This window comes from Chryseobacterium sp. JV274 (assembly GCF_903969135.1).
Classification (GTDB): domain Bacteria; phylum Bacteroidota; class Bacteroidia; order Flavobacteriales; family Weeksellaceae; genus Chryseobacterium.
The window spans coordinates 4,936,177-4,948,107 of the sequence record NZ_LR824569.1 but is presented as its reverse complement, the minus strand read 5'-3'; the positions used below and the strand labels follow the sequence as shown (position 1 = coordinate 4,948,107).

Sequence of the window (11,931 nt, the reverse complement as noted above, 5' to 3'; positions counted from 1 at the left end):
GGGATGGTTCACAAAAACACTACTACTTCACAACAATATTAAACATTATGAAAATAAAAAACATCATATTCGATTTCGGAGGTGTACTTATGGACTGGAATCCGAGATATTTTTTCAAAGATTATTTTAACGATAATGAAAAAATGGAATTCTTCCTGGAACATATCGCACAGGATGAATGGAATGTAGAACAGGACAGAGGAAGAAGTCTTGCTGAAGGAACAGAAATTCAGGTGAAAAAATTCCCGGAATGGGAAAAAGAAATCCGCGCTTTTTATGACAACTGGCCGGTAATGTTGAAAAGCGATATTCCACAAAATGTAGAAGTTCTCAGAAAACTTAAAAATACAGACTATAACCTATTCGGGCTCACCAACTGGTCTGAAGAAACCTTTCCTTACGCATTGGAAAACTATGACTTTTTTCAGATTTTTGAGGGCAAAATTGTTGTTTCCGGAACAGAAAAACTAATCAAACCTGATCCTAAAATATGGCATGTTCTGTTAGACAGATACAATATCAAGGCTGAAGAATCAGTTTTCATTGATGATAATGCAAAGAATATTGAAATGGCACAATCACTGGGATTCATTACTGTTCAGGTTACATCTGACACCAATCTGGAGCAGGAATTAATCAAGCTAGGCATTTTCAGTTCAGATCAATAAAAATTTTATAATATTTACCGTCCTCACTATTAAATTGTATTTAACTAATTTAGGTGAGGATTTTTTTATAACTATGAGAAAGATTTTATTGCTGTTGATCTTCGTGGGAATTTACTCTCACGCACAAAGTATTGAAAACAAAGAAACATTAAGAAAATGCCGTAAAGAATTCAATAAAAAACATTGCCTTTCTGACGAAGATAAAGACAATATTCCATTGTATCTTGATAAATGCCCGATAGAAGCAGGCCCAATAGAAAATAACGGTTGTCCATGGCAGGATACTGATAAGGATGGCATAATAGATAAGGATGATAACTGCCCTACTGTTAAAGGCCCCATAGAAAACAACGGTTGCCCATGGGAGGATACAGATGGTGATGGTATTTTGGATAAAGATGATGCATGTCCTACAGTTCCGGGGCCGGCTCATGCTAATGGATGTCGTGTAATAGTTTGTTCTTTTGGGAACGATGACGTCAATATCCGAATGGAGAAGATCAAGATGAATGTTAAAAATATTGAAGGTATTTACAACATGATCAACAAGAGAGTTTTAGATGATCTTGTACAAACAATATCTAAAAAAGATCTTGCTGGCCGAAAAGCTTTTTTCCATATTCAATACATAGACAAAAAGTCTTACATTGATATTGATACGCCTGATGAGGGTATTTCTCCCGGATATAATTTTCTGATCATCAGATTTTGGAATAAAAACGTCCTTGAATATGCCCGTACAAAATATGGTATGGATATCTATTTGTCAACATCTATTATCCCTGAAAGTATTAATGCATATCGCAAAATAATCGGTAATAAAAATTTCGATTATCTTATAAAATACTATGATCCGGAATCCTACAAAATAAAGATAAAAGGCAAACAGGCAAGCACCACTGAATTCCCAATTAACATCTTATTAGATTTTATTACTCCTTATAAAATTAAAGCAAGCTATAATCAAAACAGTGTAATATATGAATATAAAAATAAGAAGTGGGAACTTCAGAGAAACAATACTCCGCAATAAGTTATTTTCATTAATTTAGTTGAGGATTTCAAAAAATTACAAAATAAAATAATATGATACGTTCCATCTTATTAACTACAATGATTATGGCTTCAGGAACCCTTTTCAGTCAGAAACTTAAAACAGTTTCCTATCAGGACGGAGCACAGAAACTGAATGGCTTAATTACCTCCAATGCAGGAAAGAAACTTCCGGGAGTTCTTATTCTCCCAGCCTGGAAAGGGATTGATGAAGAAGCTAAAACAGCCGCTCTTGAACTAGAAAAGCAAGGTTACATCGCTTTTATCGCTGATATTTATGGTGAAGGAAAAATTCCTGCAGATAATGAATCTGCTGCTAAAAGTTCAGGATACTACAAACAGAATTATAACGAATACCAGAAAAGAATTTCACTGGCTTTGGAACAGCTGAAGAAAAACGGAGCAATTTCTGACAAAACAGCTGTTATTGGCTATTGCTTTGGTGGTACCGGAGCATTAGAATCAGCCAGAGGACATCTGCCTGTTGCAGGAGTAGTTTCTATCCATGGAAGTCTGGGGAGAGATCAGAACAGAAAAAATGAAGTATTAACTGCTAAAATACTGGTTGAAAATCCAGCTGATGACAGAGGTGTAACTCCAGATGATTACAATAACCTCATCAAAGAGATGAATGAAGGAAATGCCGACTGGCAAATTATCACTTACGCCCACTCAAAACACACTTTCACAGATCCAAAATCACCGGATTATAATGAAACTATGGCGAAAAGAGCATGGAACCACACCCTGATGTTCCTGAAAGAGATTTTGAAGTAAACATAAAAAAGGCAAATCTGCTAACTGCAAATTTGCCTTTTTCCTTTTATATTTTTATCCAATTATGGTTTAGCTTCCAGCTCAACATCATATTTTTTTGGAGAATATTTGGTCAGGGAACCCGTGGCTGCATCAATACCAACTCCTATTGCACCACCCAGAATAATATTAAGTAAAGTTACTGCATTAAAGTTCTTAGTCAGCTTAACTTCTTTCTTCTCAAATCCTTCTTTTTCAAATGCTACCATCTGCTTACCCAAAGCTCTTGGAATTTTAGCAGTACAAGGTGTTGTACATTTTTCTATTCCTTTGTGAAACACTTTTGCCCCTTCAGGATTTGAAGAAAAAGCTATTGAATCCTGAGTTCCTGTAAAAATAGTTGCGCATGAAGTAGTAGAAAATGCGATTCCTAGCATAAGTACAATTGATAATTTGTTTTTCATAGATTTTAATTAGTTCATTTTTTTAAGTCCGCGAACTTACAAAATAATTTAAAAAATCCAATATCAATTTCGAAAAAACATTTAATAAAACATAGAATTCATAGGCGTTTCAAGAAAATAACTCTAATTTAATATTCAAATAAAAAAAGCAAATCCTCAGATTTGCCTTTTTTATTTGAAAAATTTTCTTAATCTACTCCTTCCTCTTCTCTGTTGACCAACTCCATAGAAAATGCAGGCAGGCAGATGGCAAGGTATTCGCAAGGTTCTGAAAACGGGTTACTGTAACGGATTCTCGCTCCTTTTTCAATAAGAATACTCTGTCCTTTTTCCAGAGTAACAGTTTCTCCATCAATTTCAAATTGTTTTTTTCCTGAAATAATATAAGTAAATTCATCAAATTCAGGGGTCTGATGGGGCTCACTCCAGTCCGGAGGTGCTATCATATGTGCAATAGAAACATTAGAATTTCCGGTAGAATTTCCCCAATGTTCTTCTATCAGTTTCCCGTCCGTAGTTGGGACTACAAATGGTGAGTGTTGAATTTTATATTTTTTCATACCCAAGCTTCTTTTGTGATTTCATATACAAAATTGGTTCTTGTAGGTTCTGCAAAATACGCAACTTCTTCCTCAGCAATTTTTTGTCCTCCAAGTCTTTCCAAAGCTGTCTGTGAACGGAAATTTTCTTTTCCGATATGAAAATGAACCTTATCTACAAACTGGAAGATATAATCAAGCATCAGTTTTTTGACCTTAGGATTGATTCCTTTTCCCCATGATTTTGTTCCATAGAAAGTATACCCGATGAAAATATGATTATCTTCTTCATCAAAATCATAATAACGGCTGCTTCCCAATACATCTCCGGTTGCTTTCTCAATAATTTTGAAAGCACCTTTACTCTCCATAGCTCCTGTAAAAAAATTTTCAAAAACCTCTTTCTTATAACGGTCTTTGTTGGGGTGTTGTTCCCAGACTTTAGGATCGGAAGCTACTTCATATAAAGATTCAAAATCCCCTTGCTGTAAGGGGATCAGTTGAAATTCTTCATTCTCTAAAACAGGCTGAACAGAAAAATTCATTATTTAGCTCTTTTTAGTAGAATCTGATTCTATTTTTTTGATTTCTTTCAATTTGTCAGAAATCTTGATCACAGTATCTAATTTTGATGGCTTCAAAGGAACTTCTGCCTGAGCCATATCCCATTTGATTACTAAGTTTCCTGTGTTTTCATCTGTAGGATTCAGGGTGATTTCAAACCACTCCTGTTTGTCTGTCAGTTTATTCACTGGCACGGTAACATCTACTACATCCTGTTTAGGATCGTAAGTATAAGCTCCCCACTGCTGAAAATCTTTATTCAGGATCACTTTCCATTCTTTTTCTGTAGGAACAATGAATAATCCATAGGTTCCTGCAGGCACTGTTTTCCCACCGAAATTAACGGCTTGTCCGAAAGTAATTTTCGTAGACGAGTTCGCTCCTGCTCTCCAAACCTGGCCATAAGGAACCAATTCTCCAAAAATCTTACGTCCTTTCACTCCCGGTCTTCCGTAGTCGATGGAGATTTTGGACATTGAAAACTGCTGCTCCACCTTCTGACGCGGGCTTGCTGCCGGTACAGAATAATCCTGAGCAAAACTGAATGCTGAAACTGAAATGCAAACTGCTGCTAGTAACTTTTTCACGTGTAAATTTTTGCTTAAAATTACAAAAATCAAAACAAAATAGCCTTTCCCAACTCCACTAATTTTTGTTTTCCCGATATTTTTCTATTAACATATTACTCCAGCCAAATTCTTTTTTAAATCTCCCTTAGCCATTGAAAATTTTACTTCTTTTAATTGCTTTTCCTTTTCTGAGCATGATCGCATGATAAACGGAAGGTACATCATTGGTCCATGTTTTCAGTAGTAAAAGAATAGCAATAATTTCTGCTCTCGTAAGGAGTCCAATCCAGAAGCAAAGATTAAATAAAATAACTGACTGACATTGTAAAATAACCTGGATCAGTGTTCCAAAAAGCAGTAAAGTCCAGATCTTGGCACCAATAGAGTGTGTAGCCACTTCTTTTCGGAATCTCAAAAAGCTCACCAGATAGATCAGAGCTTCAGCTCCTGCAAGAATTATTATTTTATAGGCATTTGTTTTGAAAAATTCAGGGCACTGTATATAAGCAGAAACTCCTACTGAGATGAAAAAAATCTGATCAACAGCAGAATCCAGACGTCTGAGCTTTTGAGTTGAAACATTCAGATACCGGGCGATAATTCCATCAAAGATATCGGTTAATAACCCTAAAGATAAAAGAATAACAATAATGATCTTATAATTTTCTATTTTAATAAGGCTTAAAGAAATAATGATAAACCCAATAATAAGCCTGGAGAAAATTAAAATAGTCGGAATTTTTGATGTCATAAAAATGATAAAATAGTATTCTAATGAATAAATTCTATGCCACAAATTCTTTTGAAGACTTTTAAAATAAAATAGCCTTCTCAAGCTCCAATAATTTTTGTTTCCTCCAGATTCCTCCGCCATATCCCGTTAACTGTCCGTTGCTTCCGATCACACGGTGACAGGGTATTATAATAGATATTTTGTTTAAGCCGTTCGCATTGGCTACTGCTCTCACTGATTTAGGATTTCCCAGTATATCAGCCTGTTCCTGATAGCTTCTTGTTGCTCCGTAAGGAATTTCCTGAAGAATATTCCAGACTTCTTTTTGAAAAGCTGTTCCTACCGGAGAAAGAGAAACCGTAAATTGTATTCTTGTTCCTTCAAAATATTCTGAAAGTTCTTGTTCCAAGGTCTCAAAGTGAGGATTCTCTCCTTGTATAATATTCGCTTTACAATATGCTGAAATACTTTTCAGTTCTGTAGGGAGTGCTTTCCTATCAGAAAATTCCAGCAGACAGATTCCATTTTCATCAGCACAGGCGATCATAGTTCCCAGTATGGTTTCAATTCTCTTCAAATCAATGATCTTTTCCGTAGTATTATTTTTAGGAGATACTCCAAAAATATTTTTAAAACTCTCATTAAAACCGCTGAGACTTTCATATCCTGTATCAAATGCCACCTCTGTAACCGATTCACCCTGCTGGAGCTTTTTAAATGCTGTATTGAGCCTTGACATTCTTTGAAAAGCGTGAAACGTTATGCCATGGTGTTTCAGAAACCATCTGCGAACTGTAGCCGGCTCCAATCCTCTTTTTACAAGGTCATAATCTTTAAGTTTTAATGTGGGATCTTCAGCAATTTCTTTCAGCAACTCTTTAATATAGAATGGGGTTGCATTTAGATTCTCCAAAGGTCTGCATACTTTACAGGGACGATATCCTTTCAACATTGCATCTTTGGTATTGGAAAAAAATTCCACATTCTCAAATTTGGGTTTTCGTGCTGTACAGGTTGGTCTGCAGAATATTCCTGTGGTCTTTACTCCCATCCAGAATATCCCCTCAAATGAAGAATCTTTGGTATAAGAAGCCTCATACATTATTTTTCCTGTGAGTTCCATCATTCAATGAGTAATTTTGAAAAACTTCTTTCTTGTCTTATCACCTGACTTACCTTTTCAAGTTCTTTGTAAATATGTCTGTACATAAAAGCACCTGAAGTAATTCTTTTTACACCTAATTCTTTAAGCGTATCAAAATCAGGTAAATCTGATACTCCCATAACATTCACAGGAAGAGACGTGGCTTCAGTAATGGTTTTGATATCATTTTCAGAAGTCACGCAGGGAATGAAAACTCCGTCAGCTTTAAGTTCTTCAAATAGTTTAATTCTCTCTAAGGTCTCTTCCAGCTTATTTTCAATATTCAATAAAAAAGCATCTGTTCTGATATTGATGAATACTTTCTCTCTGCTTTTTCCCAGTTTTATGAAAATATCTTTCAGCTTTTCATAGAAAAATTTTCTGTCTGTAAGCTTTCTTATTCCGCCAGCTACATAAGTATCTTCGATATTAATTCCCGATACTCCTGCTTCAATAAGCTGCAGAATATTAGACACAACCGTATCATTTTTACTGCCATATCCAGATTCCAGATCTACGGATAAAGGAATTGATACAGATTCTTTAATCCTTGTAATTATATAAAAATATTCTTCGAAGGTCATCTGCTCTCCGTCTTCATACCCTAAACTAAGTGCCACTGCCGAGCTCGATGTTGCCAATGCTTTGTACCCAAGTTTTTCGTATACCTTTGCACTTTCTACATTCCATACATTACCCAATAGCAATGGTTCTTCACTTTGATGTAATTGTTTAAAACTGATCATTCTTTTTTTATTCAAAAGTAGAAAGATTATCGAGCGCTATACAACCGAAAAATGAACATCTATTTTTTTAATAGTCTTTAAAGTAAAGTTCAGATTTAAAATAAAATAACCTTTTCCAGTTCCAGTAATTTTTGTTTTCTCCAGATTCCTCCGGCATACCCCACCAATTCTCCGTTGGAGCCTATCACTCGATGGCAGGGGATTAAAATGGCAATTTTGTTAATCCCATTGGCTGTTCCTACAGCACGTATTGCCTTGGGATTTCCTAGTCTTTCTGACTGCTGCTTATACGTTCTGATTTCTCCCATCGGAATTTCACGGAGAAGCTGCCAGACTTTTTCCTGAAACTCTGTTCCTGTGGTAAATAATGGAACTTCAAAATGGGTTCTTACTCCTTCAAAATATTCTTTCAGTTCTTCTTCCAGCTGCCTGAAATGAGGATGTTCTTTCTCTACAATCTCAGCTTTCAAAACCTTTGACAAAGCCTTCAACTGTTTTTCAATATTTTTCCGATCTGTAAATTCAAGCAGGCAGATTCCCTGGTCTATGGCACAGGCCATCATTTCTCCCAGTGGAGTTGATATGTTTTTTTGGTGTATTTTCATTTCATTACAATAAAAAACCTCATAAGCTTTCTTATGAGGTTTAAATTTATATAAAAAATAATTTAATATCCATAAACCGCAGATACTCTTATATAATCATTTGGAGTATTATCTATCTTCTCCTGATAATAAATTGTGGAAGGGAGACCATTATTTTGATATTGAGAAATCATTTCAAATTCTTTTTTCGGACTGTCAGGTAACGAACCGAAATAATATTTTATCATTTTACTCACATTATTCTTAGAAATTTGTGAGTAATTCTGAAGTAAAAAAATATTATAAGCATATTCAGGTAATGCCAATATTCTGTTTCTGTCAATCAAAAAATCAGGATTTATTTTATTGTCATATTCATAAGTGATAACATTTCCCAACTTAGATAAATTTCCTTCTTCATATCTTTCAACCTTTGTTACATTCTCATTATTCATATAGATTTTAAGCATATCTGTATTGAATGGTATACCAGAATAATTATCAATATAGTTTTTCACAATAATGATATCTCCAGAGGAATATTCAAAGGTTTTGTAATTCTTCACATAGTTCATATCTATGTTTTCTACTTTTACAAGTCTTTGATTATTATCATACATTAGTTTTCTTTTTTCACTGAACGGAGATGGATCAGACAGTCCAGGATAAGAGTTACCTTCAATAGAAATTGAGGTTAATAATCCATTGGTATAATCAAGGTTTTCAGTATAATTACCATTAACATCCCAAACCTTAACCAATTTATCATTGCTGTATTCAAACTTAAAATCTAGCTTTTCAACAAGGGAAGTTATCCCATTTGCCAACTCCTCATCTTTTATGGTAAGTGTTTTAATTTTACCTAATGGCGGATCAGTATTGGGTATTTGATTGTCTAGTTCATCAGAACTTCCACATGATATAATCGAAATGAATAAAATTCCTAATAAATATTTTTTCATAAAAGGCTTTTAGCTCCGCAAAACTATGAAAAGTTCAGAAATAACTCAAATATTATGAACCTACTATTTTCTGAATCTGCCTAATATGTCTCGCGTTGTGGTAAATAACAAACCGGAAGGTATCCCCCAGCTTCAGCTTGATCAGCTTTGAAATGCTTATATTAGTCTTTACCTTTTCCAGATCCGTCTGCCGGGCATCTTCCAATAATTCAAGTAATTTTTCCTGCTGTTTTATGAAGGTATCTATTACCCCTTTATTTATCTGGCTGTGGATAGGATTCATTGTTTTAAATGTTTTCATCTTATTCATTTTCTCTTTAGGAATCATACTTTTAGCAAAATAGTTCCCTAGAATTCCAGGCCTAAAATAAGATTGGGGAGACTTCCCCGCAGAAGAAATATTGCGACTGATTTCAGGAATATAAAAATCTCCATAGCGATTGAGATGTTCCAGACATTCCAATGTACTCCAGTTGTCTGTTGAAGGTCTGAAGTTCAGCTCCTCCTCTGTTTTTTGTGTGAGTATCTGTGCGTATTGTAAATGCTGGCGGGTTATTTCTTTTAATTCATCTAATAGTGCTGAAGCTAAAATTTTCATTACGTTTTTTATGCAAATATCATGAACAGATCATTCTTAAATCTTGACTGAACTCAAGATTTTTTAAGCCTTGATAAAGTTTCAGGTGACATCCTCAGATAATTAGCAATGTATTTATTGGGAACTTCCTGAAACAGCTTCGGGCTTCGTTTCAACACTCTCTCAAAGCGTTCTCCCGGAGCATTGATGAGTAAATCTTTTTCCCTTTCGAGCTGCTGCAATATCAGATCTTCCAGAATATCCATCCAAAATTTCAGGTGTTCTTCATTGGATTGTATAAAATTATAAAAATCCTTTTTTGAGGCTGTTCTTACTGTTGTTCTTTTAATTGCCTGAATGTAAAGGTCAGACGGTTTTCCTGATAAGAAGGAATCCAGGCTGACAATAATATTTCCGGTGTATCCGAAACGAATGATTCTTTCTTCATTTTCATCCATCATAAAAATCCGGACACTTCCGTTTTCAATAAAATAAATAGAGGTATCTGTACTGCCTGAAATCTTCAGGAACTCATTTCTTTTGAATTCTTTCTTTTCCCAATGGATTCCGCTTTGAAGTAACTTTTCAACCATTTCATTTTATTATTTGATTTTCCAAAGATAATAGGTAATTTTAAAGTTTTAAAACACCAATCACTGATAATGCTCAAAAGAACAGTCTTTTTCATGCTGCTTTCTGTTGGATTTTCCGGTATGAAAGCCCAGCAAACCATTCCTTTCCGGATCACAAAACACAATAATATCATTGTGAAGACTCTTGTCAACAAAAAAGATTCTCTGGATCTGATGTTCCAGATCGCAATGAAAGATTATTCAATTTCCCCCGAACGAAAGCGAAAAGCAGATCATATTGTTTTCAACAAAGAAGAAATCAGTGACCATAATACCGTGGATATTGGGAAAATCAACCAGAAAAATGTACGCTTTTTTGATAATCAGTTAACAGGCCATGAAGCAGATGGAAAAATCGGAACCGGAATTTTTGATGGTAAAGCATTTAAAATCGATTATGATAACAGCCAATTTGTGATGTATGATAAAATGCCAGACCTGAAAGGCTACCAGCCCGTCAATATCATCTTAGATCATGATGGGTTTTATCTTGCAGCAGATAATATTATTGATGGAGATCAACAGCAGGAAGCTTATTTTGTACTGCAGTCAGGATTTTCCGGAGCGATTCTGTACAGTAACGAATTTGCAGAGGAAAAACATCTGGATAAAAAACTGAAAGTAACCGGTGAAAAAACACTGAAAAATTCTGAAGGAAAAACTTTAACTACCAAGCAGGCCATTCTTCCTTATTTTAAATTGGGAAAGAGTGTTTTTAAAGATATTTCAGTAGGATTCTTCTCCGGAGAACTTAAAACACAAAATGTCAGTTATCTCGGGGCCGATATGCTTCGCAGATTCATTTGGATTTTTGATGCTGAGAGAAAAATGGCTTATATAAAACCAAGCAAATACTTTTCAGAGCCTTATTACAAAATGAATTAAAATATAATAAACACTTTAATGCCAAAAAAGATAATGAAGATAAAAACTGCCGCAGCCCCTTTAATTTTTCTACTGATGGTTACCAGCTGTCAGAAAGAAGAGAAGAAAACTGCCGTTACCACAACAAAAACGACTAATGATTCTGTAAAAACGACAAAAACAGAGGAGAAAATAGATTACACTAATTTTAATATTTTCAGTCTGTCTTCCATTTCATCAGCAGAGAAGGATTCTGACGTTGATTTTTTTATTTCTGTTTCTGATATTTTTAATGAGACTCCTCCTATTCCGGCAGATATTCTTAAAAATCAAAAGCAGATGTCTTTTGAAGAACTCCAGCATTTTGAACTGGATGCTCCAGGCAGAAAGAAACTGCTTAGTGGAATTCATCTCACTGAAAATGATTCCCTGTATATTTACAATTATCAGTCTAATAAGCTTCAAAAAAGACCTGTCAGCCAATTAAAAGCAGTTGCTTATTTAAGTCCTTATATGTCAGACAGTGAAGAATTAGATCCAGAGTCTTATATGATTGGTTTTCAGGTTGAAACTCACCGAAAAATAACAGACTATGATAAATACGATAATGCCATCGCTTATTTTGGGAATAAAAATCCATTCGTAGAAAATAAAATGAAAGCTGTGAAATGGCAAAAAGCCAGTACTGATATTTCAAAAAAATATTTTAGTCATTCAAAATTAACTCAGGGAAAGACCTATCAGTCACAGTATGAAAATATAACTTATTATCTGCAGGACTATCTTGAAGAAGGAAATATTACAGAACGTAAGCTTGTAGCCATCAATGATCGTAAAGAAAAGGTGGCGGAAAAAACATTTAGTCTTGCAGGAAGTGATGGTGGAGAATTTCTTCCTTTGTATGGAATAGATGCCGATGAAGCCAATGTTTTCCAATGGACAGGCCATCTTTTTAAAGGAAAATCTCCTGTTATTTTTGGATTCATTGCCCAGTCTTTTGGCTGTCCCTCTATTAGTTTTTTAGATAAAAAAGAGAAGGATTTTCCAATTAATTGTGATAACAGGCATTAAGAAAA

Annotated in this window: 15 protein-coding genes and 1 pseudogene; 5 read left to right on the top strand and 11 right to left on the bottom strand. The window is 34.7% G+C overall.

What is annotated here, in order from left to right:
- Positions 1–47 precede the first annotated feature (47 nt).
- The 3 genes and pseudogenes from CHRYMOREF3P_RS22790 (at position 48) to CHRYMOREF3P_RS22780 (ending at position 2,498) form a co-directional block, all read left to right on the top strand.
- Positions 48–668: an HAD family hydrolase gene (locus CHRYMOREF3P_RS22790; RefSeq protein ID WP_077414828.1), complete on the top strand. Its 621-nt coding sequence runs from the start codon at positions 48–50 to the stop codon at positions 666–668.
- A gap of 193 nt (positions 669–861) precedes the next feature.
- A pseudogene (locus CHRYMOREF3P_RS22785) lies at positions 862–1,113 on the top strand (thrombospondin type 3 repeat-containing protein); the annotation flags it as partial.
- Between the two features lie 641 nt (positions 1,114–1,754).
- The gene (locus CHRYMOREF3P_RS22780) at positions 1,755–2,498 is read left to right on the top strand and encodes a dienelactone hydrolase family protein (protein WP_180565587.1); all 744 of its coding nucleotides are present in this window, start codon (positions 1,755–1,757) and stop codon (positions 2,496–2,498) included.
- Positions 2,499–2,560: 62 nt separating this feature from the next.
- Here the strand turns inward: CHRYMOREF3P_RS22780 and CHRYMOREF3P_RS22775 are convergent, their stop codons facing one another.
- The 11 genes from CHRYMOREF3P_RS22775 to CHRYMOREF3P_RS22725 all read right to left on the bottom strand — a co-directional run bounded on the left by CHRYMOREF3P_RS22775 (position 2,561) and on the right by CHRYMOREF3P_RS22725 (position 9,952).
- Complete coding sequence (locus CHRYMOREF3P_RS22775) at positions 2,561–2,941, bottom strand: PEGA domain-containing protein (protein WP_077414832.1); 381 nt, start codon at positions 2,939–2,941, stop codon at positions 2,561–2,563.
- Between the two features lie 188 nt (positions 2,942–3,129).
- Entirely contained in the window at positions 3,130–3,501 is a 372-nt protein-coding gene (locus CHRYMOREF3P_RS22770) for a cupin domain-containing protein (protein ID WP_077414834.1), read from the bottom strand.
- A complete protein-coding gene (locus CHRYMOREF3P_RS22765; RefSeq protein ID WP_180565586.1) occupies positions 3,498–4,025 on the bottom strand; it encodes a GNAT family N-acetyltransferase in 528 nt (175 codons plus the stop codon). The genes CHRYMOREF3P_RS22770 and CHRYMOREF3P_RS22765 overlap by 4 nt, the downstream gene beginning before the upstream one ends.
- Positions 4,026–4,028: 3 nt before the next feature.
- Entirely contained in the window at positions 4,029–4,631 is a 603-nt protein-coding gene (locus CHRYMOREF3P_RS22760) for a DUF2911 domain-containing protein (RefSeq protein WP_077414838.1), read from the bottom strand.
- Positions 4,632–4,758: 127 nt separating this feature from the next.
- On the bottom strand, positions 4,759–5,364 hold the full coding sequence (locus CHRYMOREF3P_RS22755) for a CDP-alcohol phosphatidyltransferase family protein (protein WP_198424148.1): 606 nt from the start codon (positions 5,362–5,364) through the stop codon (positions 4,759–4,761).
- Between the two features lie 61 nt (positions 5,365–5,425).
- Positions 5,426–6,472: a bifunctional transcriptional activator/DNA repair enzyme AdaA gene (locus tag CHRYMOREF3P_RS24350; RefSeq protein ID WP_198424147.1), complete on the bottom strand. Its 1,047-nt coding sequence runs from the start codon at positions 6,470–6,472 to the stop codon at positions 5,426–5,428.
- Positions 6,469–7,236 carry an isocitrate lyase/phosphoenolpyruvate mutase family protein gene (locus CHRYMOREF3P_RS22745; protein ID WP_180565585.1) on the bottom strand — a complete coding sequence of 256 codons (768 nt, stop codon included), beginning with the start codon at positions 7,234–7,236 and terminating at the stop codon, positions 6,469–6,471. Before CHRYMOREF3P_RS22745 ends, CHRYMOREF3P_RS24350 begins: the two co-directional genes overlap by 4 nt.
- A 95-nt stretch (positions 7,237–7,331) precedes the next feature.
- The gene (locus tag CHRYMOREF3P_RS22740) at positions 7,332–7,841 is read right to left on the bottom strand and encodes a methylated-DNA--[protein]-cysteine S-methyltransferase (RefSeq protein WP_180565584.1); all 510 of its coding nucleotides are present in this window, start codon (positions 7,839–7,841) and stop codon (positions 7,332–7,334) included.
- A 62-nt stretch (positions 7,842–7,903) separates the two neighbouring features.
- Positions 7,904–8,782, bottom strand: coding sequence for a hypothetical protein (locus CHRYMOREF3P_RS22735; RefSeq protein WP_180565583.1), 879 nt, complete (start codon positions 8,780–8,782; stop codon positions 7,904–7,906).
- 52 nt (positions 8,783–8,834) lie between these two features.
- Positions 8,835–9,380 (bottom strand): DinB family protein, encoded by a 546-nt coding sequence (locus CHRYMOREF3P_RS22730; RefSeq protein WP_077414848.1) that lies wholly within the window; start codon positions 9,378–9,380, stop codon positions 8,835–8,837.
- 53 nt (positions 9,381–9,433) lie between these two features.
- A complete protein-coding gene (locus CHRYMOREF3P_RS22725) occupies positions 9,434–9,952 on the bottom strand; it encodes a Crp/Fnr family transcriptional regulator (protein WP_180565582.1) in 519 nt (172 codons plus the stop codon).
- A 69-nt stretch (positions 9,953–10,021) separates the two neighbouring features.
- Between CHRYMOREF3P_RS22725 and CHRYMOREF3P_RS22720 the strand changes: the two genes are divergently transcribed.
- Positions 10,022–10,876, top strand: a complete 855-nt coding sequence (locus CHRYMOREF3P_RS22720) for a hypothetical protein (protein ID WP_180565581.1) — start codon at positions 10,022–10,024, stop codon at positions 10,874–10,876.
- Positions 10,877–10,909: 33 nt separating this feature from the next.
- Entirely contained in the window at positions 10,910–11,926 is a 1,017-nt protein-coding gene (locus CHRYMOREF3P_RS22715; protein WP_180565580.1) for a hypothetical protein, read from the top strand.
- The last annotated feature ends 5 nt before the right edge of the window (positions 11,927–11,931 follow it).

Bases quoted from the DNA above. Each gene is read 5' to 3' on its own strand.
- CHRYMOREF3P_RS22740 (WP_180565584.1), bottom strand. From the start codon at position 7,841: ATGAAAATACACCAAAAAAACATATCAACTCCACTGGGAGAAATGATG.
- CHRYMOREF3P_RS22715 (WP_180565580.1), top strand. From the start codon at position 10,910: ATGAAGATAAAAACTGCCGCAGCCCCTTTAATTTTTCTACTGATGGTT.
- CHRYMOREF3P_RS22775 (WP_077414832.1), bottom strand. From the start codon at position 2,941: ATGAAAAACAAATTATCAATTGTACTTATGCTAGGAATCGCATTTTCT.
- CHRYMOREF3P_RS22770 (WP_077414834.1), bottom strand. From the start codon at position 3,501: ATGAAAAAATATAAAATTCAACACTCACCATTTGTAGTCCCAACTACG.
- CHRYMOREF3P_RS22730 (WP_077414848.1), bottom strand. From the start codon at position 9,380: ATGAAAATTTTAGCTTCAGCACTATTAGATGAATTAAAAGAAATAACC.
- CHRYMOREF3P_RS22745 (WP_180565585.1), bottom strand. From the start codon at position 7,236: ATGATCAGTTTTAAACAATTACATCAAAGTGAAGAACCATTGCTATTG.
- CHRYMOREF3P_RS24350 (WP_198424147.1), bottom strand. From the start codon at position 6,472: ATGATGGAACTCACAGGAAAAATAATGTATGAGGCTTCTTATACCAAA.
- CHRYMOREF3P_RS22720 (WP_180565581.1), top strand. From the start codon at position 10,022: ATGCTCAAAAGAACAGTCTTTTTCATGCTGCTTTCTGTTGGATTTTCC.
- CHRYMOREF3P_RS22755 (WP_198424148.1), bottom strand. From the start codon at position 5,364: ATGACATCAAAAATTCCGACTATTTTAATTTTCTCCAGGCTTATTATT.
- CHRYMOREF3P_RS22780 (WP_180565587.1), top strand. From the start codon at position 1,755: ATGATACGTTCCATCTTATTAACTACAATGATTATGGCTTCAGGAACC.
- CHRYMOREF3P_RS22765 (WP_180565586.1), bottom strand. From the start codon at position 4,025: ATGAATTTTTCTGTTCAGCCTGTTTTAGAGAATGAAGAATTTCAACTG.
- CHRYMOREF3P_RS22790 (WP_077414828.1), top strand. From the start codon at position 48: ATGAAAATAAAAAACATCATATTCGATTTCGGAGGTGTACTTATGGAC.
- CHRYMOREF3P_RS22735 (WP_180565583.1), bottom strand. From the start codon at position 8,782: ATGAAAAAATATTTATTAGGAATTTTATTCATTTCGATTATATCATGT.
- CHRYMOREF3P_RS22725 (WP_180565582.1), bottom strand. From the start codon at position 9,952: ATGGTTGAAAAGTTACTTCAAAGCGGAATCCATTGGGAAAAGAAAGAA.